The following is a 26,732-nucleotide window of genomic DNA, read 5'->3' as shown; positions in this document are numbered from 1 at the left end:
GCCGGCGCCGGGGGGGCCATCCCCTTACCGGTAGTCCACGTGCAGGGCCGGGACGAAGTCGATGGAGCCGCCCGTCTGCTCGAGGCTGCAGTAGCTCGTGACCTGGTTCTGGTTGTCCCAGGTCTGCCCGCCCCAGCTCGGCACGCGATCCGTGATGGGGGACTGCCCCACGTAGAGGCCGTTCGAGGCCCAGGTCCCGCTCGCCCAGTTCTTCACGAGGGTCGTCACGTCCCAGGCCTGCGCGCCGCCGGCCGTCGGCGCCGGCAGCCACCACGAGCCTGCCGGGTAGACCTGCGGCAGCGTGTTGAAGGTCACCGTGGACGGGCTCCAGGGCCCGGCGAGCGCCCGGACCAGGTAGCGCGCGTCGGACACAGGGTGGGGGGCGAGGGCGCAGGGGTACATCACGAGCGCCGCCACGAGCACGTTCCTCCCCGAGAGCGCCGCCGTGTCGAACCGGAGCGCCGAACCACCACAGTTGTGGAAGAGGGCCTGCCCGCCCGGGCCGATGGTCCAGGTGAAGAAGCAGCCCACCTCATTCGGTCCGGAGGGGAGCGTCACATTCTGGTTGGCGAGCAGCGCGGTGCTCTCCATCACGGTGGCGTCACCGGTGGTGCGCAGCACGGCGCGGGTCGCGGAGGTGAACGAAACCACGTTGGAGGGCGCGGAGCTCGTCGTCCCCTTCACCGCGCGCACGCGCATCCAATAGGCCGTCGCGGGCGTGAGACCGCTCACGCTCGTCACGCTCATATTGGCGCCGAGGCGGAAGGCCTCGGTGAAGGGCCCCGCCGCCGCGGTGGCGTACTCCACGGAGTACGCCGTCTCGTCCTGGGCCACGTCGGTCCAGGCGAGGCTCACGCTCGTCGCGGAGGTGACTGTCGCGGTGAGCCCGGTGGGCGTGGCGACGATGATGACAGGCGACTCCGTCGTCGCCGAGACGGGCGCCGTGTAGCCCGAGGGTGACCACGGCGGCCCGCCGGAGGGCGAGGGGGCGAAGAGGGGGAGCGTGCGGAACCGGTAGTGGTAGGGGGTGCCCGGCGCGAGGCCCGTGTCATCCCACGTGCCGTTGGGCGGCCCGCCGAAGACGAAGTTGCCGAAGCGGGCCACCTCGGCCCAGGGGCCGGTGGCGGACGGCGCGCGCTCGATTGCGACGCCGCCGCAGATGTTCCAGGTCCAGCCGAGCCGGAGCGAGGTCTGCGACAGCGCGGAAGCCGACGTGCCCTCCGTGGCCGGGCACAACGTGGCGATGACGATGGGGCCGTTGTAGACGGCGACCTGCACCCAGGCGGAGGCGCCCGCGGCACTCACGGCCCGCACGCGGTAGTTGTTGCTGCCGAAGACCGGGCTCTCGTGCACCCAGCCGGTCGAGCCCGCGGGGAGCGTGACTGTCGAGCCCCAGGAGATGAACTCGCTGGAGTGCTGCACCTCGTAGGCAGTCTCGTCGGTCGCGGCGTCGGTCCAGGAGAGCCGCGCCACGCCGGCGGAGGCAACCACCTCCTGCACGCCGGTGAGGCCGGTCGGCGCGTTGGGCGGCGCCGCCGCGGCCGTGCTCACACCCACGACGGAGGTGAACGCCGACGCGGCGGCGCCATTCACCGCGCGCACCCGGTAGAAGTAGGTGCTCCCGGTGGCGAGGCCCGTATCGCCGTAGCCCAGGGCCGAGGCAGGTGGGCTCGCGATGAGCGCGAAGGGCCCGCCGCTCGCAAGGGAACGCTCGACCTCGAAGCCGGTGAAGCTTCCGGACGGCGGCATCCAGGTGAGCTCCACGCCCTGGGAGCTCGTGGCCCGCGCGACGAGGTTCGTGGGCGCGGCTGGCGCTGCCACGCCGCCGCCGTCTCCGCCGCCGCCGTCTCCCCCGCCGCCGTCTCCCCTGCCGCCGTCTCCTCCACCCCCATCGCCGCCGCCTGCTCCACCACCGTCTCCTCCGTCCCCGGCGAATCCTCGGCCGCTGTCTGCTTCTCCATCGTCGGTCCCGTCGGTGGACCCGCCGCCGCACGCGGCAAGCGCCGCGAGCGCGACCAGGAGGAGTGCACGGCAGGTGCGGGGCGAGGCGCGAGGCATGGAGACTCCGGTGGAGAGGAACAGCGAGGCCGACTATTCCCCTCGCCCGCGGCACGGGGGAGGTGCACTGGCGACAAGTCGGCTGGGCCACCCCTGAGTGGGGGTAGGAGGCTGGCTCACCTTCACTGCGAGCGAAGCGGCCGCCCGCGACGTATCCTGTGGCCACGCCGCCAGCGACCGGAGCAGCCGTGCCCCCCGGCATCCCCACCATCACCCTCGACCCGCGCTCCAACCGCCCGGTCTACCTGCAGATTGCGCATGCGCTCATGTCCGAGATTCACCGCGGCCGGTTCCGGCCCGGCGACGCGCTCCCGGGCTACCGCACGCTCGCGCAGGGGCTGGGCGTGTCCCGCAACACGGTGATGGCCGCCTACCGCGAGCTCGCCGACGAGGGCTGGCTGGTGGCGGCGCCGGGCGAAGGGAGCACCGTCGCACCCACGCCGCCGCGGCGCCTTCCGGGCGCCTCAGAGACTCCGCCCGGGCCCGCGGCGGAGCTCACGGGCGCCGGCATGGGCTTCGACCTCCGCCGGCCCGCCGACGCCGCGGTGCCCGACGCCGCCCGCAATCTGCTCCGCGTCGCCACCGGCAACCCCGACCCGCGCCTCCTGCCTGGCGCCGCGCTCGCGCGGGCCTACCGCCGCGCGCTCACGGTGAACCCGCGCGGCACGCTCGCGGTGGACGACCCGCAGGGCCACCCCGCCCTGCGCGAGGCGCTCGCGCGCACGCTGCGCGCGGCCCGCGGCGTCGCCGCCGCGCCTGAGCGCCTGGTGGTCACCCGCGGCGGGCAGCTGCCGCTGGCCCTCGTTGCCCACGCCCTGCTCGGGCCAGGCGACGCGGTGGCGGTCGAGGCGCTCGGCGCGCGGGACGCGTGGGAGGCGTGCGCCCGCGCCGGCGCGCGCTGCCTGCCGGTGCCGGTGGACGCCCAGGGGCTTGACGTGGACGCCCTCGAGCGGCTCCTCTCGACGGAGCAGCTGCGCGCGGTGCTCATCACCCCGGTGCGCCAATACCCCTCGGTGGTCGCGCTCTCGCCGGAGCGCCGGGCGCGGCTGCTCGCCCTCGCGGCGCGCCACCGATTCGCCGTGCTGGAGTCCGAGCACGACGCCGAGTTCCAGTTCGAAGGAACGCTGCCCCTGCCGCTCGCCGCGGAGGACCGCGCGGGCGTGGTGGTGCTGGTGGGCTCCCTCTCGAAAATCTTCAGCCCCGGGCTCCGCCTCGGCTTCGTCCACGCGCCCGCGCCGCTCGTGGCGCAGCTGCGCTCCGCCCGCGACGCCCTCGACCGCCACGGTGACCCCGCGCTCGAGCGGGCGATGGCGGAGCTGCTCGAGGACGGCGAGATTGAGCGCCACCTCAACCGCATGCACCCCGTCTACCGCCACCGCCGCGACGTGCTCGCGAACGCGCTCTCGGAGCACCTCGGCGCCGCGCTCACCTTCGACCCGCCCACGGGCGGCCTCGCCCTGTGGGCCCGCACGCGAGAGGGGCTCGACGTGGACGCCTGGGCGCGGCGCGGCCTCGAGCGCGGGGTCGCCTTCCAGGCCGGCCGGCAGTTCGCCTTCGACGGCGGCGCCGTCCCGGGGCTGCGCATCGGGTTCTCCAACTACGGCGACGCGGAGCTGGTCGAGGTCGCGCGGCGTATGGGCGAGGCCCTCCCGGAGGGGCGATGACGGTGGAGCTGCAGCCGCTGGACGGACGCGTCGTGCTCAAGGGGCTGCTCGGGGAGGGCGGGATGGGCCACGTCCACCGCGCCTTTGACTCCACGCTTGAGCGCGCGGTGGCGGTGAAGTTCCTGCGCGGCGACGACCCTCGCGAGACTGAGCGGCTCGTCCTCGAGGCGCGGCTGCAGGCGCGGGTGGAGCACGAGAACGTGGTCCGCGTGCACGCGGTCGGCTCGCTGGAGGGCCGCGCGTGCCTCGTGCTCCAGCTCGTCGAGGGGAAGACGCTCGCGGACCTCGCCGCGGGCCTCACGCTCGCCACCCGGGTCGAGCTGGTGCGCCAGGCGGCCCTCGGGCTCGACGCCGCCCACCGCCAGGGGCTCGTGCACCGCGACGTGAAGCCCGACAACGTGCTGGTGGAGGAGGGGCCGGGCGTGCCGCTGGCGAGGCTCGGTGACTTCGGCCTCGCCCGCGGTGAGGAGGGCGGGCTCACCCACTCCGGCTTTCCGGCGGGCACGCTCGAGTACATGGCCCCCGAGCAGCTCGCCAGCGCGGGCCCGGTGGACTTCCGCGCCGACGTCTATGCGCTCGGCGCCACCCTCTACGCGGTGCTCGCCGGGCACCCGCCGTTCCACGGGCTCGCCGAGGCGACGGGGCGCTCCGAGCCAGCGAGCCTGCTCCGCCGCATCCTCGCCGATGAGCCGCCGGCCCTCGGCGCCGCGGTCCCCCGCGAGCTGGCGCTCGTGGCCGCGTGCGCGATGGAGCGGGAACCGGCCGCGCGCTACCCCTCGGCGCTCGCGTTCGCCGAGGACCTCGGCCGCTTCCAGCGCAGCGAGCCGGTGCTGGCGCGGCCGCCGACGCTCGCCTACCGCGCCACCAAGTGGGCGCGGCGCAACCCGGTGGCGGCGCGCGCCGCCGCCGTGGCGGCGGCGGCGGTGGTGCTCGGCGTGGCGTGGGCCGCGTTCGCAGAGCGGCGGGCGGGCCTGGACGCGCTCGAGGCCGCGCGGCTGGGCGCCGAGGCGCAGCGAATGGAGAGCGCGATGCGCATCGCGCACCTGTCGCCCGCGCACGACCTCTCGCCGGTGTACGCGGCCATCCGCTCCACCGTGGACGGGCTGCGGCGCGCGGACGGCAGCGCCGGAGCGGCCGCGCGGGCCTTCGCCATCGGGCGCGGCCTCCAGCTCCTCCATGACGCCGACCCGGCCCGCGAGGCGCTCGAGCGGGCGTGGACGCTCGGGTTCCATCACCCCGAGGCGGCGCTCGCGCTCGGCCTGCTGGACGGCGAGCGCTACGCGCGCGAGCGCGCGCAGCTCCCGCGCATCGACGACCCGAAGCGGAAGGAAGGCCGCATCGCCGCGCTCCGGGCGCGCTTCCGCGAGCCCGCCGTCGCGCGCCTGCGACTCGTCCCCGGCACGACTGACGCCGACCGCGACCTCCTCGAGGCCCGCATCGCGCTCGTGGAGGAGCGCCATGCCGACGCCGCCGCGCTCGCCCGGCGGGCGCGCGAGGCCGGGGCCGACCCGCTCGAGGCGAGCACCCTCGAGGGCGAGGCCTGGCTGCGCCGCTCCCTCGAGGTCTACGAGACGCGAGACCATGACGGGACGCTCACGCCCCTCGCCGAGGCCCTCCCGGCGCTCCGGCGCGCGGCGGAGATTGGACGCAGCGCCCCCCGCCCCCGCCTCCTGCTCGCCCAGGCGCTCTTGCACGAGGGCATGGTCCGCCAGCAGCGCGAGCCGATCCGCGCCGACCGCTTCGAACCGGCGCTCGCGGTCCTCGCCGAGGGGCTCGCCCTGGACCCGAGGGACCCGGACCTGCTGGTCGTTCGCTCCGAGATTTTCGCGGAGAAGGGGCGGCTCGCACGCATGCTCGGCACCGACCCGGGCCCGGGCCTGCTCGCCGCGGTCACCTCCGCTGACGCCGCGACGCGGGCCGCGCCGGCGAACCGCTCCGCATGGGAGCGGCTCGCCTGGGCGTGCCTCAATTACGCTCGCGAGCTGCGCGATGCCCATTACGAGGTGGGCTGGGCCTGGGAGAAGGGCATCGCGGCGGCGACGCGCGCGGGCGAGCTCTCTCCCGAGTCGAGCATCCCCCCCTCGCTGCTCTCGCAGATGTACACGGACCGCGCCGAGACCACCGGCATCCGCGGCGGCGACTCGACCAAGGACATCGAGGCGGCGCTCGTCGCGGCGCGCCGGGTGGCGGAGATTGGAGACCGCCCCATCGTGTCGCGCATCATGCTCGCCCAGGCAATCCGCGAGGACGCCACCCGGCGCTGGGCGGCCGGCGAGGCGGCCGACGCGCGCTTCGCGGAGGCGGCCCTCATCATCGGCGAGGCCTTCTCGAGGGGCGAGGGCCAGTCGGCGCTCGCCGGCTTCGGCGTGCAGGTTGCAGTCCTCTGGGCCGAGTCCGTGCTCCTCGAGGGACGGGGGCCAGACGCCGCGCTGGCCGCGGTGGCTCCCTGGGCCGCGATGCTGCGGACGCGCCTCGACACCGACATCATCGCCGCCGCCCAGCTCGCCGAGCTCGAGGTGCTCGAGGTCCAGGCCGCGGTGCTGGCGGGACGGGACCCCGGGCCTGAGCTCGCCCGGGCCTGGCCGCTGCTCGAGAAGGTGGTGAAGGCCGGGGTCTACCCGGCGATGCGGGGCCGGATGGCGGAGGTCGAGCTGCACCGCGCGGCGTGGCTGGCCGGCCGCGGCCTCGACCCCCTCCCGGCGCTCACCGCCGCCGACCGGTACGCGCAGCTCATGAAGGCGGAGGATGCGAGCAGCCCCGACGGCTGGCGCCTCGAGACGGAGGTCGTGCTCGCGCGGCCCTCGCCGCTGGCGGCCGACCTCGCCCGGGCGCGCGCCGCCATCGACAAGTCCCTGACCTTCATGCCGGAGGACCCGCGCCTCCTCGCCCTCCGCGGCCACGTGCTCGCCGCGTCGGGGGACCTCGCAGGCGCACGCGCCACACTCGAGCAGGCCCGGACGCGGAACGGCCGGATGGCGTGGGTCAAGTCGCTGCAAGCCCGGTTGCATTAGCGCGTCTCGGGGGGCCCCGCGCGCCCGGCCGCCAGGCAGGGGCCCCCGATGCCAGGGGCCCGGCCGCCCGTCGCGACGACACCTCCCCTACCCGCCCTTGCCGGAAGCCGCCGGAGCGGCAGGCGCCGAGGGAGTCGCGGGCGTGTTCTTCCCGTCGGCCAGCGCCTTCGCCCACAGCGTGAGCAGCTCCGCCTCGCGCTCCGGAGTCAGCCCCGCGCGCATCTTGTTCCGGCGCTCCTCGGGCAGGCTCTTGAAGTACGCCAGCGTGTCGCGGACGGTGACGTCCACGGGGCGGAACTTGAGCCCCGTCTTCACCGCCTTCGCATTGCTGCGCAGGTGCGTGCCCGCGCTGTTGCCCGCAGGCGGCATGTAGATGGGGAGGCTGACATCGCCCGTCTCCCCCTGCTTCTCCAGCCAGTCCGCGGGCATCCACGTCACCTTCGTGTCCTTCCCGGACACCTGCCGGCACGTGTCGAGCATGGCGCCCATCGTCCACGCGTGCCCCGGCCCCACGGCGTTGAAGACGCCATTCGTGTTGCCTTCGATGAGCAGCACCAGCCACTCGGCCAGGTCGCGCACGTCGATGATTTGCAGCGGGTCATTCGGCGTGCCCGGAGCGAGCATCTCCCCGCCCCGGTCGAAGCGCACCGGCCAGTACGTGAAGCGGTCCGAGCGGTCCTCGGGGCCGACGATGTAGCCCGGCCGCACGTTGGCGACGCGGCCCGGGAGCGCGGCCTCGGCGGCCTCCTCGCACAGTCGCTTGAGGGCGCCGTAGAACTCGTAGTCCTTGCCCATCGTCTCCAGCGTGGGGTCGGCCATCTTCGCGGTGGGGCCGCTCTCGTCCTCGCCGGCCGTCTTGTCGCTGGCGTAGGCGGAGACGCTGGAGATGAAGAGGTACTGCTTCACGTTGGGCGCCAGCAGCTCCGCGGAGGCGCGGACGATGCGCGGGTAGTAGCCGGACGTGTCCACCACGGCGTCGAACTTGCGGCCCTTGAGTGCCTTGAGGCCCTCGCCCTTGGCCGGGTCCCTGTCCCCGCGCAGCTTCTCCACGTTGGGGAACAACTCCGGGCGCGTCTTGCCGCGGTTGAAGAGCGTCAGCGAGTGCCCGCGAGCCTGGGCCGCCTGCACCACGGCGGGGCCGAGGAAGCCGGTGCCTCCGAGGATGAGAATCTTCTTCTTCGCGCCCTTCTTCGGCGCGGCGCCCTTGTTGGAGGGAGCGGCCAGGGCCGTAGGGCCGAGCGCGAGCAGTGACGCGCCCGCGAGGGAGTACTGCAGGAACTTCCTGCGAGAGGAGGACATGAGTGGCGGCTCCAGGGGGACTTGGAGCGCTCGGGGGGGAGCAGGCAGGGAACCGCGCGGCGGAATTTCCATTCCCGGGCGGGGCACCGGGGCCCGGCGGCGGGCCTCACCTGTCGCCCAGCGCCACCCCGAAGCCCACCGTCCACGACACGCCATGGCCCCAGGCCGCGCCGGGAGGGCGCACCCCCTGGTAGAGCACCTCGGTGCTGGCGACGAAGGGGCCGCCCAGGGACACATGGGCGCGCAGCCCCACGGGCACGCCGAGGCGCGAGCCCCCCTCCCAAGAGACCAGGCCCACACCCAGGGAGGCCCGCAGGTCCACGCCAAACCGGTACCCGGGCCGCCACGCCAGCAGCGGCGGAGACTGCACGGCCAGCGCCCACCCGCCCGAAGGCCGGGGCCGTGCGCCCCCCTCCAGCCCCCGCGTCCAGTCCACCGACAGCGTCAGCGCATGGGGCATCGGCAGCGTGGCCCGCAGGCCCGCGACGGGGGCCGTGCCGCGCGAGTCCCGCGACAGTCCCCCCAGCCCCTGCAGCGACAGCTCGGGAGGAGGCCGGAAGCCCCGGAGCAACAGGCCCGGCGAGTCCGGCGCCGACACGGCCTCGAACCGCGCGGCGGCCCACTCGAGGAAGGCCCGGGTGTACGCGACGGCGGAGGCGACGCGGGCATCCATGAAGGCGTCGACGCTGGCGGAGTCCACCGGGTGCAGGCGCCCCCGCCAGCGAACCTCGGACTGGCCGAACGCATTGCCCACGGCGCCATAGGCCCCGAAGGCGCCCGGCGTCCCGGCCTCCGGCTCGGCCCAGAAGGCGCTCCACGGAATCACCGCGCCCTCCCGGGTGGACAGGGTCTGCGAGCGCACCGCCTCCAGCGTCTCGCGAGCCAGGGCGAGCTGCGCCTCGGCACCGGAGAGGGGAGCCACCTCGCGCTGGGGCCGCCGTCCCAGCGCGGCGCGAGCGCCAATGTCCTCGAAGCCGTCCCCCAGGCCGTGCATCACCGGCACCACGTGCGGCGGCGACGCCATGTCCTGCAGGTGGTGAGCGAGGTGCCCCGCCCTGTCCCACGCGCGGGCCATGTCTCCGTAACGGGCCGCATCCAGCGCCTCGTCCCACAAGTCCCGCACGCGCGCGTCCGAGCCCTCGCGCAGGGACGAGTAGACGTGCCCCTCCGGCCGGTAGAAGTGGTGCCAGCCGGTCCACTTCACGTGGAGGTTGAGGTCCTCCGCGGTGGCCCCGTGCAGCACGGACTCCCGGTGCTCCGCGAGCCCCGCCGCCCCACCCGCCGCGGCAGCCGAGTCGAGGGCCGCCTGGGTGAGCGCGCGGTGGTCCTCGACGGAGAAGGCCTCCGCGCGCGGGGAGAGCCCCACGGCCAGGAGCAGCAAGGAGGCAAGCAGGGCCCGAGTCACACCACGCATCGTAGGGCACGGGAACGCGCGGTGGGCTCCGCGCGTTCCCCGGGGTGGCTGCTCGCACCCCGTCCCTGCCACCGGGCCCTACGCCGCCTCCGCCTCTTCCAGCTCAGGGACTGTCGGTGAAACGGCCCCGCGCGAGGAAGACGTGGGCGTCGTCGATGATGATTTCGGCCCCCTCCTGGGTGCGCCACCGGGCGACGAGCGCCGCGACGTACGCGTAGGGCACGGGCTCGATGTTGCCCATGGGCGGCTTCTCCACCAGCACCCAGTCGTAGACGAGGTGGAGGTCGGACTGGGGCCCGCCGATGGCGTACACCTCGTCACGCGAGGCCAGGGGCGTGACGAAGTTGCCGCCCAACAGCGCCTTGCCCTCGCGGTGCGTGGAGAGGAAGTCGACGGCGCGGCTCACGCTGGCGAGGCGGGCGGCGTTCCCCGGGCAGTTGGGCGGGTACGTCGACGGGGACGCGAGCGTGCGCACCAACTGGCGCAGGTTGGTCTGATTGGTGGTGACGAGCAGCAGGCCGGTGGTGGCCAGCACCCACGGGGGGAGGCGGCGGAAGAACAGCATCGGCACCAGGGCGACGACGATGGCGGCGATGAGGGGCGCGCCGTACTGGTGACGCCACGCCATGCCGAGGAAGCGGATGCCGAGCATGGGCAGCAGGACCAGCAGCCACTTCCAGTCGGGCCTCAGGCGCTCGCGCCAGGCCCAGAAGCCCAGGGGGGACAGCAGCAGCAGCAGGGTGCCCACCCGCGAGAGCTGGCGCGGCGACAGGCGCTCGACGAGGAACGGCACGACGCCCGCTTGCAGCCCGCGCTTGAGGCGCTCGCCGTAGTCCTCCACGAAGCCGAACTTCGGCCGCACGCCGATGACGAAGGCGAGCCACGCCACGGAGAGCACCAGCACGCCCACGGCCAGCCGGCGGTCCCCCCGAAGCCACAGGGCCAGCGCGAGCATGAGGCCCACGTAGGGGAACTCCTCCTTGCAGGCGAACAGCAGGAGCAGCGAGGCCACCAGCAGGCCGTCCTTCCGGAAGTGGAAGGCGAGGCCCAGGAGGACGAACGCCGGCATGGCCCACGTGGTGGGGTGGATGGGGAACATCACCGCGTCCACGGCGCTGGGGCTCAGCAGGAGCAGCGCGCACAGCAGGGCGGTGGAGGTGCGGTCCAACCGGCCCTTCGCGTGGAGCCACAGCAGGGGCGCGGTGGAGAGCAGGACGAGGAGCGCCTCCGCGACGAGGGCGGCCCACATGGGCGAGAGCACTCCGACGAGCGGCCGTGCCAGCCAGAGCACGGGGTCGAAGTGGTCATTGAAGATGCGAATCTGCCGCGCGCTGAGCCACGGGTTGGGGTCATCCAGGGACAGCCGCGCCAGGGCCTGGGTGTAGATGCCCAGGTCATAGTGGGAGAAGCAGCCGTGCACGGACTGGAGCCAGATGGGAAGGACGACGAGTCCCATCCACACGACGAAGGGCAGGGCCAGCCCGAGCGCCCCCAGGATTCGGCGCGAGCGGCTGGCTCCGGGTTCAACGACAGTCGGGGTCATCGTTCCACGGCTCCGCGAGCCAGACCGCGTCCACGCGAGACTGCGTGAGCCGTGTCCGGTCCCCTGCTTCGGGGCGCGCGAAGATAGCAGGGCGGCGTGGGCCAGCGACACCGGACCTCAGGGGCCCGCGAGGCTCACGGCTTCGGCATGGGGGACGGGAGCGCGTCCAGCCGTTACGCAGCGGCATCCGCGTCCAGCGAGCCGGAGCGCGCGGGAGGAGGCGCCCGGGTCGGCAGTGCTCGCCTGGAGCATGCCTGCCGGCCTGCGGGTCAATGGAAAGCGAGGGCGGCCCGGGCCGGTTGCGCCCGCCTGGAGCCCGCTGGCGCCCGTGGCGGCCCGGCTCGGTGGTTCTCTCCTGGAGCGCAACGGCGTCGGGCTCCGCTGTCACTTAGGGATGACAGACGGCATGAGCCCGGCTCTGGCCAACAGTTCGCGCACGCGCCGCGCCAGCATCACATGGTCCGCGTTGGTCATCGTGAAGCGCTCAGGGGTGAGAACGATGAGCATGCCCTTGTCGTCCACCGGCTCGATTCGCACCGGAGCAGGGAGCGGTGGCACTCTGCCGAAGCGATGTGACAGGTACGTCACCCAGCCGAGAGAGAAAGGTGCCGAGTCAGGCTCTGGGTACTCGTTCTCGTATGCAGACGACGTTGCGAGCGCCCAATCCGGCTCCCAGGCGAGGGCCATGCTGCGCATCGCATGGACCAGTACGGTAGCGGTGAGCACCCGGTCGGCGTTCGGCCCGCGCCAGGGCAGTTTGAGGACACAGGAGTTCGGGCTGGTCCCACAGTAATCACCGCATTTGATGCGCAGGGCCGCACAGTCACCAGTCGGCCCGCCGTTGTCGAACCAGAACGTGAAGCCCAGGTCCGCGAAGACGGGTCCTCCCTTCTCGCGGTTGACGCCGCGCCGGAACAACTCGGTGAGGGTGGTCAAGTCGGGCGGCATGAGCGGGTGCTTGCGCGCATCCTTCTGGGACTTCGCGGGCTTGTACCAGTGAGCCAGGAAGGGGTCGGCCGGGGCCAACAGGTTGAGGAAGTCCGCCGCACGCTGGGCGCACGCCTCGGGAGACTCCTTACGAGGTCCCCAATAGGCACCCGCGTAGTAGGTTTCCGGGTAGGGCTTGTCGCTCACGCTGTGCGCTCCTTACTTCATCGGGGTGTAGACGACCTTGATTTCCCCAATCCTGGCTTCGCTCAATAGCTTCTGAATGGCCCTCGCTGCATCAGCTTCGGCCACGTGCCACTCGATGCGGAACTTCATGCCCTTTATTTTCTTCTGCTGACGGTCGGCCTGTTCAATGAGTGCCTTGGCTCCCGAGTTCTGGAACCACGTCTTGGGTTCCAGCCCCTCGAAGAACTTCGCATAGCCGAGGCCCTTGGCCTCCAGGAGCACGTCGTTCTTGAAGCCATCGAACTTCACGCCTCCTTCCTTCGTGCTCATGCCGCCGACCCAGTAGGCGTCATCGGCCGAGTGCCCCGTAATCTGCTCCTGGTAGGCGCGGGAGCGTGGCTTCATGGATTCCTTCGCCGGTCCCCATTTTCCCGGGCCGCCGGAGGGCGCGGGGGCCTTGGCCGCCGTGTTGGCGCGGTGGAGGATGACGACGGCCCCGGGCCCGCCGCCCAGCACCGCCGCCGCTCGGCCCACAGGCACCGCGACGCGCTCCAGCACCAGTGCGCCTTCAGCCGTGAGCGACAGCGCGGGCACCGTGGCCTCCGCGCCCGCCAGGGCCCCCATGAGCGTGCGCGTGGTGGCTGATGCGGCTCCCCAGGTGGCAATCAGGTTGGTGAGCAGGCGGGAAACTTCCCTCACCTGCTCGCCCTCCGTCATGTACCGGAAGCGCTCCAGGTACTCCGGCGAGGAAGCCACCAGGGCGGCCAGTCCCGAGGGCAACTGGCGCAATGCGGCCAACGTGTCAGCAGGATGGGTGGTGAGAAGCTGGCCCACGGCCACGGCCAGCCCCACGAATGCCTCCTCGGCGCCGTCCAGCGTGCGCGAGAGGTAATCCGCGTCGTCGTACACCTCCGCCAGCACGCCTCCGTCCGCCGCCCCCAACCGCGCGTCCAGGGCGCGGAAGGCGCCGCCCCGGCCGGAGTAGAAGCGTCCCAGCTCGAAGGGGCCCGCGCGCAGGGCACCGTCTCTCCACTCCACCGGGCCCACGCGCTGCTGGGTGCGCCCACTACGAGTCCAGGCGAGGCAGCCGTCCGGGCGCAGCACCGCCACCAGCGTGAAGCGCTCCACCCGGCGCAGGAGTTCCCCGCGTGAGGATGCACCGCCCTCCAGCACCTCGCGCAAGAGGTGGCCGGCCGCCATGCGCGGCGGGAAGGTGCCTGGCGTCACGGGGCGTTGCCCCAGCAGCATCAGCAGCCGCGCCGCGTCCTCGGGCGTCAGCGGCCCGTTTCGCGGGAGCAGTGTGTCCCTGTCCTCCAGGCCCGCGCGCACCAGCAAGGCCTCGAAGGCGTCCACGTCAAGCAGGCCCAGCTCCACCGCCCGCCGCGTCCGCTCCTCCGCGCTGAAGGTGAGCACCGCCGTGCTGGGCAGGCGCACGGGCCGGCGGTGGCGGCTGCGCGCTTCCTCACCTGTCGCCGTGTGGGTCGGTGGTGAAGCGGGGGAGCCGTGCCCGTTGTCCTGCAGCCCAGGCGCGGCGGCGAGCTGGCGCGGAATCATCAGGCCCGCACGGCCGGAGGGCGGAGGCCGCGAGGCGCAGCCGGTGGCCAGCAGCACCACGCCCAGCAGCAGGGCCTTAGCGGGCATGGTCCACCCCCAGGCCGAAGGAGGCGAACGCACCCGGGCGCAGCGTGCCGCCGGCCTCCGGAAACAGCAGCGTGCCACCGCTGGCCAGCGCGTAGAGCTTCCCGGCGAACCGCCAGCGCGCCTCACCGGAGACGAGGTAGCGCGGACCCAGGTGACGTTGGAGCACGCCCCCCAACGCTTCCGCGTCCCAGGTCACCGCCGCTTCTCCATACGCTGAATAACCGTCCGGGAAGGGCGCCAAGGCCAGCGGCACGACAGCGGAGCCCGCCGCCAGGAAGCGCCCCACCTCGTAGTCCGGACCGAAGAAGGCTTGACGGAAGCCGCCGTGTTGCCGCCGCGCTTCCAGCCGGAGCGTCATGACCCGTGTGGGCGTGTGCGAGTCCGCGCCCACGCCCGCCACCGCGCCCCAGGCGCCGCCGTCTCCCGGCCTGCCACCCCAGCCCGCCAGGACGTGCAGCTCGTAGCCCGGGCGCACCAGCACCACCGCCGCGGTGTCCAGGTGCGCCAGCGTCATCGCGGGCGAGGCGCCCCCGGTCTTGCCCCACTCATGCACGGCGGAGAGGGACAGCGTGTAGTGCTGACGTTGCTTCGGCCGGCCGAAAAGGACGTGCTCCACGTCCACTTCGACTTCGGCGCCCATGAGGCGCGCGCCCAGCATGTCCGAGGTGAAGGCTTCCACGTACAGGGGCGCCCACCAGCCCGTCAGCAGGGCGCCCGCCGGGTGGTAGTCGGGATTCGCCCGGTTGGAGTAGCGCCGCACCAGATGCGCGGAGAGAAGGCTGTAGCGCTCCAACGCGCCCAACCAGACCCCCAGCGGCGCGTTGTCGGAGCCCAGCTTGAGGGCGCGCACCACCTGCCCGAAGTCCGAGAGGCTGTCCCAGCCCTCCCGCCGCACCCAGCCGCCGTCCCCGCCCCACAGCCGTACCCGCAGCGGCGCGCCCAGATTGACGCCGAAGTCCTCGCCCAGCTCCGCCACCAACATGGGCGTCACCTGCAAATACCCGGCGTCTTCGCCCGCGCCCGGCCGAGGCAGCAGTGCCAGCGTGGCGCCCTCCAGCCGCATCAGGTAGCCCCACCGAGGGCTCGGCCCGAGGGCAGGCGGGTTCACCCCTGCATCCGGCGGCACGGCAGCGGCAGGACCGTCCGAGCCCACCTCCGCGCGCGGCACCTCCGCCAATGCCCGACCTGGTTGCAGGAGAAACACCAGCCACAGCAGCACGGCCCCGGATTGCTTCGCGAGCATCCACGTCCCCTGGACAAACCCTCAAGCGAGGAGAGGACACAGCATCCCCTCCCGGTCCGACGCGAAGGCGCCAAACCGATACGTTGAGGCCCTTCCAAGAGCCTGTGTGCGTGCTACCTCCAACCGGCGCTGGTGATGGTCTCCAGGACTCGCGTGTTCTTGAATCGGTGGCCGATCCCTGCTGAGCGCGTGCCCATGGCCCCCATGCGGCACTGAGGCGCCCCGGTAGACGGGATGTTGTTGCGCGAATGGCAGCAGTAGTCCATTGCCCCCCTGCCGCAACCTTCATGGGACAGCGGGCTGATAACCCAGGTACCTCCAGGGGACTGCACCGCCTGCACCTCGCTTGGCTCACCCCGCGAGGCGACGTGCGGCGCGCGCCTCTTCTTCGACGCTCAGGCCCAGCAACTCCGAGTACCGCGCCAGTCGCGCCTGGAAGTGGCGCCGGCTGCGCCCCCAGTGCAGGACGACGGAGCGCGAGTCATCCTCGCCATGGCAGAGGTGGATGCCGAACTCGTCCCGGGCGCCAAGCCAGTCCGGGTGGTGGCGGTGTTCGACGCGCAGGGCGGTGTAGCGCTCCAGGGGCTCGCTCCACGTCTTGTCACGGAGCGTCCCGCCACCGCGCTGGCGGACCTGGGAGTCCGTCACCTCGACCTCCAGCCGTGTCAGGACGCCCCGCAGGGTGGCCACCACGCTGAACGTCCCGCCCAGGACGAACAGGAGGGCCCACCACCAGTTCTCCAGGATGAAGGAGAGGGTCAGCCCCTGGTCCAGCAGGTACGCCGCGGGAAGCACACAGAACCACGTGCCGAGGAGGAGCGCGTAGACCACGTCACCGAGCAGGGGCCGCCAGGTGAAGCGCAGCGGAAGGTGGCTGCCCATGTCGACACCTGGCGGAGCCTCGGTGTTCACCTCGAAGAATCGCATGGGGCGGCGCCTCCTCGGACTTCGGGGGGAGTGAAGGGTCGACCTCACCCGGAAGCCGAGCACGCGCGCCGGGGCCCTGTCCAGTCGGTGCCCCTCATCCATCGCCCGAGGCAACACTGTGCATCTGCATCCCTGGTAGCTTTAGAAACCTTGCCGACATCCACCGAACGAGGACACCTTCACTCGGAAGCGGGCCCATGAGGCACGCGTTTCGCCTTCACCTGCTCGCGAGCTGCGTGCTGGTGGGTTGCGCCAGCCCACCCCTTGCGGGCACCACCGCACAGGACGCCAGCATCGCGCGAGGCCCATGGGCGGAAGTGCCGGCCGTGGAAATGCCCACCGGGGATGCCTCCATTCCAATCCACCTGCTTCGGGACGTGGCCGATGCACTCCTCAAGCGCCCAGGCGCCAGGGTGTGCGATCCAATGTCGAAGCGGCCCATCGCGGGCCTGTCCACGGAGTACTGCGCGACGGTCTACGTCGCGGGAGACCACGACACGATGTCATGGCGGGTGTCTGAACCCTCTCGGGGGAACCATGAGTCCTGCCGCCCGTACTCCGAGGTTCAGGACGACGACTACCCGGCCGCCCGGGTTTGGGTCGTGGGGTACATTCACAACCACCCGTGTGGCGCCCCACCCTCCTCGCTGGACCTCAGGGCGTGGCCAACGGACACGTTCAAACCCCATGTAGCCATGGCGGAGGTTCGCCTCATTCCAGGCAACCCCGCTCCGGCGGTCTACAAAGGGACGAGCATCGAGATGGCATCGGCCCTGGTTGCTGAGCGGCAGGATGGAGTGCGCGTCTTCCTGCGCTATTTCCCCACGGGGGAGATCCAACAATGGAGTATCCGCCAGGACGGCTGGGTGACCCTCGGCCGTTGCTCACCTCTGAGAACCCACCGCGCGCCACAATGCGATCAACCGCTGCGGCTGCTGAGCGAGTAGGCGCGGTGCGCCTCCGGATGCTTCAGGAGAGAAAGATGCTCAAGGCGTGTCTGCACGCGGTGCTGGTGATGCTGCTCAGCGGGTGTACCGCGCCCTCCGCCACGTGGAAGGGCAAGGTCGAGTGGCCGGATACCGGGGCGGCGCGCAAGAACATCGTTCCCTTCACCGAGGCAGGGACGGCGCTCGCCGCGGCCGCCGCTGTTCGGGAAATGGTGAAACAGAATCCCTATCCAGACCTGTTCTCGGGCTGTGCCAGCCCGGAGCAGGGACTGGATGTCGCCGTCTTCACCGGCCCCACGCCAGGCGTGTACTACGTGCTGGTCGACCAACGCTTCGACCGATGCGGCGGGCCCAGCGTGCGCGTCCTCGATGGCTGGTACGAATACGCCGTCACGCCCCAGGGAGAGGTCATCGGGAAGGCACCGCCGCCGCCCGCGGAGGACACCCTCGCGCCCCCGCCGCTTCCCCCTGGTCCACCACCACAGCCCGACCAGACACCGCCTCCCACCGTGGAGCCCTCGCAGCCGGCGGCCACCCCACCCGCACCCATTCCCGCTCCCGACGCACCACCCGCGTCCGACCCGGCCCCAGCACCGCCTCCCCCCTCCCCCCAAGAACCGGGGCGTGCCCCGCACAGTCCACCCACCTGACACGGCAGCACCAGGGAACTGGCCTCGCGAGGTGGGGTCTGGGAAGAATGCGCCCCCCATGAGCAACGAGCGCGTCATCTTCGGCAACACGGTGGACAGCCTGTACCGCAGGACGCTCGACGGCGACCTGCTTCCGGAGCTCCGCGCGCGGCTCAAGGAGCTCGGCATGGACCTGGACGCGCCGCTGCTCGCCGCCTATCCCCACGGTGTCTGGGTCCGCTGTCTGGACGAGGTGGGCCGCGCGCTCCACCCGGAAGTGCCCCTGGTCGAGGCGCGCCGCCGGCTCGCCCGGCGGATGATTGAGGGCTACGCCCAGACGCTGATGGGCGCGGCCGTGCTGGCCATGGCGCGGGTGCTCGGCCCCATGCGCTCCCTGGGCCGGATGACGCACAACTTCCGCAGCGGCAACAACTTCACCGAGACGCGCCTCACGGTGGTGGGCCCCTCCGCCGCGGACCTCTGGTTCAACGAGCCCGAGGTCACCGAGGGCTTCGTCGAGGGCGTGCTCGAGGAGGGCCTCCGCCGCATCGGCGTGCAGGGGCTCACCCTCACCTGCACCCGCCACGGCCCCGACTCCTGCACCTACCGCGTCCAGTGGGACGACGCCTCGACGCGCTGACCCTCCCCCCATGCCCCGCCTCCTCGACACCCTCCCCGCCCTCTACCGGGACCTCCTCCCCGACTTCTTCCGTCAGGACGTCCCCGAGGAGACCAAGGCCACCTGCTCGAACTGCGCCATGTGCAAGGACAACGCGCGGGGCGCCGTGGACTCCGTGGACGGGGTGAGCCGCTTCTTCCGCCCGGACACCAAGTGCTGCACGTACTCGCCGCGCCTGCCCAACTACCTGGTGGGGGCGCTGCTCTCCGACACGCGCCCGGAGCTGGCCGAGGGCCGGCGCCGCATGGAGGAGAAGCTCGCCAGCCGCATCGGCGTGACGCCGCAGTGGGTGCGGCCTCCGGCGAAGTTCCACTTCCTCTACAAGAACGGGCACCAGTTCTTCGGCCGGGCCGCGTCGCTGCGCTGTCCCTACTTCGCGGTGGAGACGGGCGGCTGCACCATCTGGCCCTACCGCGAGGCGGTCTGCTCCACCTTCTTCTGCAAGTACGTGGCGGGCGCGGACGGCCGCAAGTTCTACATGTCGATGAAGACGTACCTCACGCTGGCGGAAATCCAGCTCTCGCGCTGGACGGCGCTCCAGCTGCTGCCGGACTACGTGCTGTCCGGGAGAGACCGCGCGGAGACGCAGGCCGTCCCGCTCAGCGTGGAGGACCTGGACGACACCGCGCCGCCCGCGAAGGCGTACGCGGAGCTGTGGAAGGAGTACGCGGGCCGCGAGGCGGACTACTACCGCGCCTGCTTCAAGCTCGTGCGCGAGCTGCCCGGGGACGGGCTGGAGAAGCTGCTCGGCCTGGACGGCACCATTGAGCTGAAGACGCTGGAGAAGCTCCACGACACCGCCGTGTCGCCGAAGCTGCCGCGCACGCTCAAGTTCAACGCGGACGCCACGGTGCAGTGGATGCCGGACGGCAGCGTCGCGCTGGGTGCGTACAACGAGTACGACGCGGTGGCCCTGCCCGGCGAGGCCTACGGCCTGCTGGTGGAGTTCACCGGCCGCCAGCCCGTGGAGGCGGTGCGCCAGCACCTCCGGGACGCCAAGCAGGCGGACCTGTCCGAGGACGTGCTGCTGGAGCTGTACCGCCACCGCATCCTCGTGGAGGCGTGAGCCGACCGGGGCCGCCCGCCGCTACGGCTGTCCGGCCAGCGCGCCCAGCTCTCGCAGCAGGCGCACGGCGGCGTGGGCCTGGCGCCAGGCGAAGACGGTGCCGGAGAGGTGCTCGGCCAGCCAGGTGCAGAAGCCCGGGTCTCCGGCGCCGAGCCACGCGGCCCACTCGGACAGCTCGGCCTCGGCGGACTCCCAGGCGCGGCGGTAGGCGCTGGCCGCGGCCATGACCTCGGACACGGCGTGGGTGAAGGCATCCAGCGCGGCCCGCAGCTCCAGGGGCGCGCCGGGCTCTGCGCCGCGCGACTCGCGCAGCCGGCCCACGTGGACCAGCAGGCCCTGCTCCAGGGCGGCGGCGGTGCCCAGACGGGCCTGCGCGCCGCGCAGCAGCAGCTGGAGGTCCGCGCCCACCTCGTGCATCAGCTCCTCGTGGGAGCGGGCCACGGGGCGGCCCAGGCGGGTGCAGACGGCCTGCCACAGGTTGCTGTAGCCCAGCAGCTCCGCGACGCCGCGGCGCACATGCGGGGGGACGCGGTCGAGGAAGTCGAGCGCGCACGTCCGGGCCGCGCCCACCAGGGGGCCCGCCTCGGAGCCGCTCTTCGTCAGCTGCAACAGGCGCCACGCCCAGTCCAGGGCGCGCTCGGTGGAGCGGAACAGCCCCTCGCAGCCGGTGCTGAGGGCGCCCGCGTGGCTGGTGTCCACGGACGACGACGCGAGCACGGGCGACTGCGCGAGCTCGGCCCGTGAGGGCGTGCTGGCGGTCTCAGTCCCGGAGCTCGAATCACGTTCCGATGAACCGCTGCCCAGCCACATGTGTCGCCTCCCGGAGCTCACCTGGGGGACCTCGGTTTATCGCATGCCGCCCCCACAACCTCCAGACCCACCCGAGTCCCCGGGCGGCCTGGAAGGGGCGGAGCCCCTGGGACACGCCTCGGCGGCGGGGGACGTGTGGAGTCCTGACGCACCGTGCGGCGCCGCATTCAACGCCGGCCCCGGGCTCACCCGAGCCCGGGGCCGGGAGAGGGGACGACCGTCCCCCTCCGTGCGAGGGAGCCCGGAGGGGGCACCACCCGACGTGGCAGGTCGTCCCTCAGTGCAGGGTGCGCTTGAGGCGGCTCATCCGCTCATGGGTCCGCTTCTGGGCGGGCAGCAGCTCCATCTTCACGAAGCGGCGGGCGTCGCCGTGCACCTGGTCCGCGTCCCGTTGGTAGTCGTGGAGCCCGTGGTCCTCACCTTCCTCCAGGGCCAGGATGGCGGCCTTCTCGCCGAGCGCGTCCGCGCCGCCCTGCACCACCTTCGCGAAGGTGCCCCAGACGCCCGAGCCCTCCGCGGGCTCGCCCCCCATCTTCCGGATGCGCTCGCGCAGCTCCTCCACGCGGTGCTCGTGGTCATGCTGGCAGTCCTCCAGCGCGCCCCGCGCCCGGTCATCCGACACGTGCCCGAGCGCCTTGCGATACGTCTCCACGGCGGAAATCTCCCCGCGGAGGAAGGAATTGAGCGTGTCGACATCCTTGCCAATGTTCGCCATGGACGGACTCCTTCGTGAGAGCTGTCTGGCGCAAAGGTGATGCCTGCTCCCCCGCCGTCAACGAGGGCCCTCCCCCCGTCAGCGAGAGCCTGCCCCCCCGGCCGTCCCCCCCTCGTGGGACGGGTACCTCGAACGCCAGGTCGCTCTGTTTGCAAGACTGCGTTCGGGCTGTGAAGATGCGTCGCACACGACGTCACGTGCCCCCCCTCCATCAGGCATGACTCCACAGCCCGGACTCCCCCCCTCCACGGCCCGGCACCGTGCCCCTTGCCCTTCACTCCGCGCCCCTTCTGAGTCCCTCCCACGGGCGCATCGGCGCGTGGGCGCGGCGAAGTGAGCCGGAGTCTTCACCCGTCGTCACTCCCTTGAGCTTGTGTCATTTGTTTTAACCGGCCCGTCACCAGGGCCCTCGAGCAGCACGTGTCCTCACGGGAAACACGACGCTGACACCGCGATACATCTTCAGGAGGCGTCATGCCCACCGGTCTTCCCTCGGACCTGGACCCCCGCTGTGACACGTTGCTGGAGCTGCTTCGCGTCCGCGCGGAGCGGCAGCCGGAGCAGCGCGGCTTCACCTTCCTCGTGGATGGCGAGGAGGAAGAGGCGCACCTGTCGTACGGGGAGCTGGACCGCAAGGCGCGCGCCATCGCCGCGGCGTTGCAGGCGCGGGGCGCGCGGGGGCAGCGGGCCCTGCTGCTGTACCCCCCGGGGCTGGACTACATCGCCGGCTTCTTCGGCTGCCTCTACGCGGGCGTCATCGCGGTGCCCATCTACCCGCCGGACCCGATGCGGCTGGGGCGCACCCTGCCCCGGCTGATGGCCATCTGCCAGGACGCGCAGGCCACCATCGCCCTCACCACCGACTTCATCCTCGGCCTGGGGGAGATGCTCTTCGAGCAGGCGCCGGAGCTGCGCGCGCTGCACTGGCTGGCCACCGACACGCTGGACACGGCCATGGGCGAGGCGTGGAAGCACCCGGGCGCGGACGCCAGCACCACCGTCTTCCTCCAGTACACCTCCGGCTCCACCTCCTCGCCCAAGGGCGTGGTGCTCTCGCACGCCAACCTGATGCACAACTCGGCGCTCATCCACGGGTGCTTCGGGCACTCGAAGGACAGCCAGGGTGTCATCTGGCTGCCGCCGTACCACGACATGGGCCTCATCGGCGGCATCCTCCAGCCGCTCTACGGGGGCTTCCCGGTGGTGCTGCTGTCGCCGGTGGACTTCCTCAAGCGCCCGCTGCGCTGGCTGAAGGCCGTCTCGCGCTACGGGGCCACCACCAGCGGCGGGCCCAACTTCGCCTACGACTTGTGCGCCCGGAAGGTGACGCCGGAGGAGCGCGACACGCTCGACTTGAGCCGGTGGAGCCTGGCCTTCAACGGCGCCGAGCCGCTCCAGCCACACACGCTGCGCCGCTTCGCGGACGTGTTCGGCCCGTGCGGCTTCAAGATGGAGGCCTTCTACCCCTGCTACGGGCTGGCGGAGGGCACGCTCATCGCCTCCGGTGGGCTCAAGGCGGAGGCGCCGGTGCTGCGCACGGTGGACGCCGCCGCGCTGAAGGGCCACCGCGTGGAGCCGTCCGTCCCGGAGCGCCCGGGCGCGCAGACGCTGGTGGGCTCGGGGCGCAACCTGGACGGCCAGCGGCTCGTCATCGCCCACCCGGAGACGGGGGCGCCGCTGCCGCCGGGACAGGTGGGCGAGGTCTGGGTGGCCGGCCCCAGCGTGGCGCAGGGCTACTGGAACCGCCCGGAGCAGACGGCGGCGGCCTTCGGCGCGAAGGTGCCCGGGGACGACGCGCGCTTCCTGCGCACGGGAGACCTGGGCTTCCTGGACGGCGGCGAGCTGTACGTCACCGGCCGGCTGAAGGACCTCATCATCATCCGGGGCCGCAACCACTACCCGCACGACCTCGAGCGCACGGTGGAGCCGGTCCACCCGGCGCTGCGGCCGGGCTGTGGCGCCGCCTTCTCCGTGGACAAGGACGGCGAGGAGCGGCTGGTGGTGGTGCAGGAGGTGGACCGCCGCGCCGTGGAGTCGGGCGGCGTGGACCTGGAGGACGTCTCGCGCTCCATCCGTCAGGCCGTCTCGGACGCGCACGAGCTCCAGGTGTACGCGGTGGTGCTCATCCAGGGCGGCAGCCTGCCCAAGACGTCCAGCGGCAAGATTCAGCGCTTCGCCACCCGCGCCGACTTCCTCTCCGGCGGGCTGGAGGTCCTGCACCAGAGCGTGCTCGACACGCAGGCCGCGCCCACGGCCCCGCCGTCCCCGACGGAGCGCACGGCCCCCGCCGCGCGCGAGCCGAGCTTCATCCAGAAGGCGCTGACGGCGGTGACGGACCCGGCGGCGCGCCGCGCGCTGCTGTCCGTGTTCCTCCAGGAGCAGGCCGCCGCGGTGCTGCGCCTGCCCGCGTCCCAGGTGGACCCGAAGAGTCCGCTCCACGCGTACGGCGTGGACTCGCTGATGGCCATCGACTTCAAGAGCGCGCTCGACTCGGGCCTCGGCGTGGACGTGCCGCTGGGCGGAATCCTCCAGGGCGACTCGCTGGAGAAGCTGGCGGACACCGTGCTGGCGCTGCTCGCCGCGCCCCCGGCCCCGGCCTCCGGGCCCGCCGTGGCGGCGCACGAGGGCACCGGTGACGCGCCGCTGTCCGGCGGCCAGCAGGCGCTGTGGTTCCTGCACCAGCTCGCGCCCGCCAGCGCCGCGTACCACGTCCCCGTCGCCGTGCGCGTGAAGGCCGCGCTGGACGTGGACGCCCTGCGGCGCGCGTTCGAAACACTCGTCGCCCGCCACCCCGCGCTGCGCACCACCTTCGCCATGACGGCGGCCGGCCCGGTGCAGCGCATCCATGAGGGGCTTGCGCTGGACTTCGAGCCGGTGGACGCCCGCGGCTGGGACGACGCCGCCCTGCGCGAGCGCCTGTCCGCCGAAGCCCGCCGTCCGTTTGATTTGGAGACCGGGCCGCTGCTGCGCGTGCGCCTGTACTCGCGCGCTCCGGACGACCACGCGCTGCTGCTGGCGATGCACCACATCGTCACCGACTTCGGCACGCTGGCCGTCCTCGCGGAGGAGCTGGAGGTGCTCTACCCCGCCCTGCGCGCCGGGAAGCCCTTCGCGCTGCCGAAGCCCGCGCGTACCTACGCGGACTTCGCGCGCTGGCAGGCGGAGCTGCTGGCCAGCCCTCGCGGCGCGGCGCTGGAGCGCTACTGGCGCGAGCAGCTCGCCGGGCCGCCGCCGGTGCTCGATTTGCCCACGGACCGGCCCCGGCCGCCCGTGCAGACCTACGCCGGCCGCGTCCACACCGAGCCGCTGGACGCCGCGCTCACCGCGGCCCTCAAGGCGCTGGCGCGCGAGCAGGGCGCCACGCTGAACATGCTGTTGCAGGCGGCCTTCCAGGTGCTGCTGCACCGCTACACCGGGCAGGAGGACTTCACGGTGGGCGTGGTGAGCGCCGGCCGCCACCGGCCCGAGCTGGCGTCCGTGGCGGGCTACTTCGTCAACCCGCTGGTGGTGCGCACGCGGCCCACCGCAGCGCAGTCCTTCACCGACTACCTCGCCGCCACGCGGCGCACGGTGCTGGAGGCGCTGGAGCACCAGGACCAGCCCTTCAACGTGCTGGTGGACCGGCTCCAGCCGGGGCGGGACCACAGCCGCTCGCCGCTGTTCCAGGTGATGTTCGTGTACCAGCGCGCGGCCCGCCTGGACGAGCGCGGCCTCACCGCCTTCGCGCTGGACATGCCGGGCGCGCGCGCCGAGCTGGCCGGGCTCCCCCTGGAGTCGCTCCCGCTGGACCACGGCGGCGCCCAGTTCGACCTCACCCTCACCATGGGCGAGGCCGGCGCCGCGCTGGTGGCCTCCTTCGAGTACAACACCGACCTCTTCGACGCGGGCACCATCGCCCGTCTGGCCGGGCACCTGCGCACGCTGCTCGCCGGCCTCGTGGCGGACCCGCGCCGCGCGCTGGCGGACCTGCCGCTGCTCCCGCCCGCGGAGCGCCAGCAGCTGGTCGCCATGCAGTCCGGGCCCCGCGTGCCGCTGGACGGCGCGCTGCTGCCGGCCCTCTTCGCCGCGCAGGCCGCGCGCACGCCGGACGCCGCCGCCGTCATGTTCCGCGACGAGCGGCTCACCTACCGCGAGCTGCACCAGCGCGCCGGCTTCCTCGCCGCGTGGCTGCGCCAGCAGGGGGTGGGGCCGGGCCGGGTGGTGGGCCTGCACCTGGAGCGCTCGGTGGAGATGGTGGCCGCGGTGCTGGGCGTGCTCTCCACGGGCGCGGCCTACGTGCCCCTCGACCCGGCGTACCCGGTGGAGCGGCTGACCTTCCTCCTCGACGACGCGGGCGTCCCGCTGCTGCTCACCCAGTCCCGCCTGCACGCGCCGCTCGCCGCGCACGTGCGCACCGAGCGGGTGCGGGTGGTCAGCCTGGACCGCGAGCTGGACTGGGGCGCGGCGGCGTCCGTGACTCCGCCCGAGCCGGTGGCGGTGCGCGCGGAAGACCTGGCGTGCCTCGTGTACACGTCCGGCTCCACGGGCCAGCCCAAGGGGGTGATGATGGAGCACGGCGGGCTGGCCAACCTGGTCCGCTCGTTCGTGGAGTCCTACGCGCCGGGCGCCAAAGACAGGGTGCTGCCGCTCACGTCCGTGGCCTCCGCCAGCTTCGTGGGCGAGGTGCTCCCGTCGCTGTGCACCGGCGCGGCGCTCGTCCTGCCCACCGAGGAGGAGGTGCTGGACGCGGAGCTGCTGCTCGGACTCATCGCCCGGCACGAGGTCAGCATCGTCAGCACCGTGCCCGCGGTCATCGCCGGGCTCAACGCGCGCAAGGACACGCTGCCCTCGGTGCGGCTGGTGCTCAGCGGCGGTGAGGCGCTGGTGGCCGGCGACGTGGAGGCGCTGCTGGGCACCACCCTGGTGGTCAACGGCTACGGCCTGACGGAGACCACGGTGTGCAGCACGTACCACCCCCTGCGCCCCGAGGACCTGAAGGGGCGCGCGTGGATGCCCATTGGCCGTCCCATCATCAACACGGACGTGTACGTGCTGGACGCGCGGCGCCAGCCGCTGCCCGTGGGCTGTGCGGGCGAGCTGTACGTGGGCGGCCTGGGCGTGGCGCGCGGCTACTGGCGCCAGCCGGAGCTGACGGCGGAGCGCTTCGTGGCCAACCCCTTTCGTCCCGGCGAGCGCATGTACCGCACCGGCGACGTGGCCCGGTGGCTGCCGGACGGCGTGCTGGAGTACCTGCACCGCGCGGACAACCAGGTGAAGCTTCGCGGCTTCCGCATCGAGCTGGGCGAAGTGGAGGCCGCCGTCCGCCGCCACCCGGCCGTGCGCGACGCCTGCGTCATGGCGCGCGAGGACAACCCGGGTGACCGGCGCCTCGTGGCCTACGTGGTGCTCTCCGAGCCCGCGCCCACCCACGGTGACTTGCACGGCTTCCTCGCGGAGTCGCTGCCGCCGTACATGGTGCCGTCCGCCTTCCTGGTGCTGCCGGCGCTGCCGCTGTCGCCCAACGGCAAGGTGGACACGCGCGCCCTGCCGGTGCCGGAGGGCGAGCGCCCCACCCTGGCCGCCGCCTACGCCCCGCCGCAGAGCGAGCTGGAGCGGCGCATCGCCACCGTCTGGCAGGAAGTGCTCAAGGTGAGCGACGTGGGCCTGCACGACAACTTCTTCGAGCTGGGCGGCAACTCCATGCTCATCGCCCAGGCGCACCGCCGCCTGCGCGACGAGCTGGGGGCGAACCTCACGCTGGTGGACCTCTTCAAGCTCACCACCGTCAGCGCGCTGGCCCGACACCTGGGCAGCGGCGGAGCCGGCTCCGGGGACGCATCTGGGGAGGACTCCGTGGCCGCGAAGGAGCAGGCCCGGTCCATCAAGGACGAGGCGGAGCGGCGCAGGGCGGCCATGGGCCGGCGGCAGCAGGCCGCGCGGGGACGCGGGCCTCGCGGCAAGTAGCGCATCAGGACGATGACTTCCAGGCCGCTC

General features: G+C 72.8%; 16 protein-coding genes. 6 read left to right on the top strand and 10 right to left on the bottom strand.

From position 1 onward, the window contains the following. Nucleotides 1-24: 24 nt before the first annotated feature. Nucleotides 25-1,821 carry a fibronectin type III domain-containing protein gene (locus tag G4D85_RS21205; protein ID WP_205525639.1) on the bottom strand — a complete coding sequence of 599 codons (1,797 nt, stop codon included), beginning with the start codon at nucleotides 1,819-1,821 and terminating at the stop codon, nucleotides 25-27. A 425-nt stretch (nucleotides 1,822-2,246) separates the two neighbouring features. On the opposite strand from G4D85_RS21205, the gene G4D85_RS21200 reads away from it, so the two are divergent. Together G4D85_RS21200 and G4D85_RS50335 are read left to right on the top strand one after the other, a co-directional pair. Beyond that, entirely contained in the window at nucleotides 2,247-3,722 is a 1,476-nt protein-coding gene (locus G4D85_RS21200; RefSeq protein WP_240359418.1) for an aminotransferase-like domain-containing protein, read from the top strand. Beyond that, complete coding sequence (locus G4D85_RS50335; RefSeq protein ID WP_164014738.1) at nucleotides 3,719-6,733, top strand: serine/threonine-protein kinase; 3,015 nt, start codon at nucleotides 3,719-3,721, stop codon at nucleotides 6,731-6,733. Before G4D85_RS21200 ends, G4D85_RS50335 begins: the two co-directional genes overlap by 4 nt. Before the next feature lie 87 nt (nucleotides 6,734-6,820). Here G4D85_RS50335 and G4D85_RS21190 read toward each other — a convergent pair whose 3' ends face one another. The 7 genes from G4D85_RS21190 to G4D85_RS21160 form a co-directional block, all read right to left on the bottom strand. After that, a complete protein-coding gene (locus tag G4D85_RS21190) occupies nucleotides 6,821-8,032 on the bottom strand; it encodes an NAD-dependent epimerase/dehydratase family protein (RefSeq protein WP_164014737.1) in 1,212 nt (403 codons plus the stop codon). A 106-nt stretch (nucleotides 8,033-8,138) separates the two neighbouring features. Next, nucleotides 8,139-9,437: a phospholipase C/P1 nuclease family protein gene (locus G4D85_RS21185; protein ID WP_240359417.1), complete on the bottom strand. Its 1,299-nt coding sequence runs from the start codon at nucleotides 9,435-9,437 to the stop codon at nucleotides 8,139-8,141. A gap of 112 nt (nucleotides 9,438-9,549) precedes the next feature. Beyond that, nucleotides 9,550-10,989, bottom strand: coding sequence for a DUF2079 domain-containing protein (locus G4D85_RS21180; RefSeq protein WP_164014735.1), 1,440 nt, complete (start codon nucleotides 10,987-10,989; stop codon nucleotides 9,550-9,552). 384 nt (nucleotides 10,990-11,373) lie between these two features. Further along, nucleotides 11,374-12,123 (bottom strand): immunity 52 family protein, encoded by a 750-nt coding sequence (locus G4D85_RS21175; protein WP_164014734.1) that lies wholly within the window; start codon nucleotides 12,121-12,123, stop codon nucleotides 11,374-11,376. Nucleotides 12,124-12,135: 12 nt separating this feature from the next. Beyond that, complete coding sequence (locus tag G4D85_RS21170; protein WP_164014733.1) at nucleotides 12,136-13,743, bottom strand: Tox-REase-5 domain-containing protein; 1,608 nt, start codon at nucleotides 13,741-13,743, stop codon at nucleotides 12,136-12,138. After that, a complete protein-coding gene (locus G4D85_RS21165) occupies nucleotides 13,733-14,986 on the bottom strand; it encodes a hypothetical protein (protein WP_164014732.1) in 1,254 nt (417 codons plus the stop codon). The genes G4D85_RS21170 and G4D85_RS21165 overlap by 11 nt, the downstream gene beginning before the upstream one ends. A gap of 351 nt (nucleotides 14,987-15,337) precedes the next feature. Beyond that, entirely contained in the window at nucleotides 15,338-15,913 is a 576-nt protein-coding gene (locus tag G4D85_RS21160) for a hypothetical protein (RefSeq protein ID WP_164014730.1), read from the bottom strand. A gap of 982 nt (nucleotides 15,914-16,895) precedes the next feature. Here G4D85_RS21160 and G4D85_RS21155 point away from each other — a divergent pair. The 3 genes from G4D85_RS21155 to G4D85_RS21145 are packed head-to-tail and all read left to right on the top strand — an operon-like array spanning nucleotide 16,896 to nucleotide 19,234. Next, a complete protein-coding gene (locus tag G4D85_RS21155) occupies nucleotides 16,896-17,510 on the top strand; it encodes a hypothetical protein (RefSeq protein ID WP_164014728.1) in 615 nt (204 codons plus the stop codon). Between the two features lie 58 nt (nucleotides 17,511-17,568). Then, nucleotides 17,569-18,129 carry a DUF2378 family protein gene (locus tag G4D85_RS21150; protein ID WP_164014726.1) on the top strand — a complete coding sequence of 187 codons (561 nt, stop codon included), beginning with the start codon at nucleotides 17,569-17,571 and terminating at the stop codon, nucleotides 18,127-18,129. A gap of 10 nt (nucleotides 18,130-18,139) precedes the next feature. Continuing rightward, a complete protein-coding gene (locus tag G4D85_RS21145; protein ID WP_164014724.1) occupies nucleotides 18,140-19,234 on the top strand; it encodes a hypothetical protein in 1,095 nt (364 codons plus the stop codon). 21 nt (nucleotides 19,235-19,255) lie between these two features. Here the strand turns inward: G4D85_RS21145 and G4D85_RS21140 are convergent, their stop codons facing one another. After that, the gene (locus G4D85_RS21140) at nucleotides 19,256-19,951 is read right to left on the bottom strand and encodes a hypothetical protein (protein ID WP_240359416.1); all 696 of its coding nucleotides are present in this window, start codon (nucleotides 19,949-19,951) and stop codon (nucleotides 19,256-19,258) included. A gap of 370 nt (nucleotides 19,952-20,321) precedes the next feature. Continuing rightward, nucleotides 20,322-20,759 carry a DUF2383 domain-containing protein gene (locus G4D85_RS21135; protein ID WP_164014720.1) on the bottom strand — a complete coding sequence of 146 codons (438 nt, stop codon included), beginning with the start codon at nucleotides 20,757-20,759 and terminating at the stop codon, nucleotides 20,322-20,324. A 474-nt stretch (nucleotides 20,760-21,233) separates the two neighbouring features. Between G4D85_RS21135 and G4D85_RS21130 the strand changes: the two genes are divergently transcribed. Then, on the top strand, nucleotides 21,234-26,702 hold the full coding sequence (locus tag G4D85_RS21130) for a non-ribosomal peptide synthetase (protein WP_164014718.1): 5,469 nt from the start codon (nucleotides 21,234-21,236) through the stop codon (nucleotides 26,700-26,702). Nucleotides 26,703-26,732 lie beyond the last annotated feature (30 nt).

The sequence above is a fragment of the Pyxidicoccus trucidator genome (genome assembly GCF_010894435.1).
Lineage (GTDB): Bacteria > Myxococcota > Myxococcia > Myxococcales > Myxococcaceae > Myxococcus > Myxococcus trucidator.
The sequence above is the reverse complement of the archived record's forward strand: the minus strand, read 5'-3'. Positions and strand labels throughout refer to the sequence as shown.

Bases quoted from the DNA above. Each gene is read 5' to 3' on its own strand.
- G4D85_RS50335 (WP_164014738.1), top strand. From the start codon at position 3,719: ATGACGGTGGAGCTGCAGCCGCTGGACGGACGCGTCGTGCTCAAGGGG.
- G4D85_RS21190 (WP_164014737.1), bottom strand. From the start codon at position 8,032: ATGTCCTCCTCTCGCAGGAAGTTCCTGCAGTACTCCCTCGCGGGCGCG.
- G4D85_RS21180 (WP_164014735.1), bottom strand. From the start codon at position 10,989: ATGACCCCGACTGTCGTTGAACCCGGAGCCAGCCGCTCGCGCCGAATC.
- G4D85_RS21170 (WP_164014733.1), bottom strand. From the start codon at position 13,743: ATGCCCGCTAAGGCCCTGCTGCTGGGCGTGGTGCTGCTGGCCACCGGC.
- G4D85_RS21165 (WP_164014732.1), bottom strand. From the start codon at position 14,986: ATGCTCGCGAAGCAATCCGGGGCCGTGCTGCTGTGGCTGGTGTTTCTC.
- G4D85_RS21160 (WP_164014730.1), bottom strand. From the start codon at position 15,913: ATGCGATTCTTCGAGGTGAACACCGAGGCTCCGCCAGGTGTCGACATG.
- G4D85_RS21155 (WP_164014728.1), top strand. From the start codon at position 16,896: ATGCTCAAGGCGTGTCTGCACGCGGTGCTGGTGATGCTGCTCAGCGGG.
- G4D85_RS21150 (WP_164014726.1), top strand. From the start codon at position 17,569: ATGAGCAACGAGCGCGTCATCTTCGGCAACACGGTGGACAGCCTGTAC.
- G4D85_RS21145 (WP_164014724.1), top strand. From the start codon at position 18,140: ATGCCCCGCCTCCTCGACACCCTCCCCGCCCTCTACCGGGACCTCCTC.
- G4D85_RS21135 (WP_164014720.1), bottom strand. From the start codon at position 20,759: ATGGCGAACATTGGCAAGGATGTCGACACGCTCAATTCCTTCCTCCGC.
- G4D85_RS21130 (WP_164014718.1), top strand. From the start codon at position 21,234: ATGCCCACCGGTCTTCCCTCGGACCTGGACCCCCGCTGTGACACGTTG.